Source organism: Agathobaculum sp. LCP25S3_E8 (assembly GCF_052117165.1).
In the GTDB taxonomy this organism is placed as follows: Bacteria; Bacillota; Clostridia; order Oscillospirales; family Butyricicoccaceae; genus Agathobaculum.
Map to the genome: position 1 here is coordinate 1 of NZ_JBQKJR010000136.1, position 1,533 is coordinate 1,533.

The 1,533-nt window shown below is 52.2% G+C and carries 2 protein-coding genes and 1 pseudogene; 1 reads left to right on the forward strand and 2 read right to left on the reverse strand.

Annotated features, from left to right (window positions below; translation table 11 throughout):
• Nucleotides 1–232, reverse strand: a pseudogene (locus tag ACTQ34_RS17885) (hypothetical protein); the annotation flags it as partial.
• A gap of 31 nt (nucleotides 233–263) precedes the next feature.
• On the reverse strand, nucleotides 264–1,115 hold the full coding sequence (locus ACTQ34_RS17890) for a sigma-70 family RNA polymerase sigma factor (protein ID WP_441364952.1): 852 nt from the start codon (nucleotides 1,113–1,115) through the stop codon (nucleotides 264–266).
• A 262-nt stretch (nucleotides 1,116–1,377) separates the two neighbouring features.
• On the opposite strand from ACTQ34_RS17890, the gene ACTQ34_RS17895 reads away from it, so the two are divergent.
• Nucleotides 1,378–1,533 (forward strand): transposon-encoded TnpW family protein (locus tag ACTQ34_RS17895; protein ID WP_441364953.1); only part of this gene is annotated, 156 nt, incomplete at its 3' end.

The following is a 1,533-nucleotide window of genomic DNA, read 5'->3' on the forward strand; positions in this document are numbered from 1 at the left end:
ACTCCATTACCGCCTTTTCCACTTCTGCTTCCGGCTTGCGTCCCATCATCAGCATCCCCACATTCAGCGCATCCAGCACAATGTTGGGGACCTCTTTCAGCGGATTGTAGACGTCCGGCTTTGCGCTCTTGCTGGGGGTGATATACCGCTTGCCATCTTCCGCTGTTTTCAGCTCATAATGATCGTACCGCACCCAATGGGAACGGGATTGTTCAAATAAATTTTTCATCATACACGCCCTTTCTCCTTAATCGTCCCAATTATCAGGGGCGGTTTTTCTTTTTTCTGCGCTTGGTCTTGTTCTCCCGCCGGATCACGGCATCCTTGCCCTGTTTCTTTGCGATTTTCGAGTATTCCTCCAAAAACTGGCGTTCCCGCAAGGTCAGGCTGCCGCCATGCTCCTGTTTGCCGCACAGATGGTCATACATCTGGCGCTGCAATTTCTTGTGGATGGTCTTTCGCAGCTTGCGGATATTGCGGTCAGACTGCCCACGCACAGCGGCAAGCCTGGTGGTGCTGTACAGCCGCAAAGAGAGAAAATAAAGGACTTCCTTGTGTTCCTCACTCAGTTCCTCCACCATGCGGGAAATAAAGGCGTCGGCGGTCAGATTCTGCATCTCATAGGGGCAGTCAAACAGGATGTCCAGAAAGTTCCCGGCCATCAGCTGCCGGTATGCGGGGTTGTTCATCCATCGGGGAATGAGCTTCGGTTCCGGCACCGCCTGATATTCCAGCGGCACATCACCACGAAGGTTTTCATGGTCCCGTTCCCGGCGTTCCCGGTTCTGATCCAGCTTGTCCCATTCTCCTACGACAACTCGGAAATCCTCCTCGGTGCGGGCTGCTTCCTCCAACCGCCGAACCGCTTCCGCCCGGATTTCCCGCTTTAGGCGCTTTTCGCTGACCGGGGCGGCTTCTTCTTCCTCGTTCTCCAGTTCCGCTTCATAGTCGATAGGATGCTCGTCCTGCTCCAGCTCATTTTCCAGTTCGGCCAGACGTTCTTCCACAAGCGCCTGTTCCAGCGTTTCCTCCGCCGCACCAGTGCCCGTCCCATCGTCCCATACGGTGAAGCCACCCTCGGTATCCAGAAGCTCGTCATCAGACAGATACGCCATGACCCCACCTCTTTTCAAAAAAATATTTTGCAATTTTTCAAAAATGGTTCCGTTTTGCACCCCGGATTTCTCCTATTAGTGAAAGAGTAATCTAAAAACAAGTTACTTGGGTTACATCAGCTCGTTCACGCAGGAGAAAGGGGGCTTTCGCCATGTTCAGGCTTGACACAAAAAAGAAGTAACACAATCACAGGTTACAAATAACGGAACTATAACAACAGTATACACCGGATGCGCTGAAAGCGCAAGAAAGAGAGGTTCTATGGCAGATGAAAACGCCGTGTTTCTGACTCGGCACATTGGCAAGACCACCTATAAAGTTCGTGTCTACCTCAGCGAAACCGCCGAGGAAACGATGGAAGATAAAATTCTGCGGCTGATCCGCAATGACGGGCTGGCAAACCAGCCGGAATGTGGT

What these genes read in the sequence shown, in the direction of transcription:
- ACTQ34_RS17890 (WP_441364952.1), bottom strand. Translation starts at nt 1,115, where the DNA reads ATGGCGTATCTGTCTGATGACGAGCTTCTGGATACCGAGGGTGGCTTC.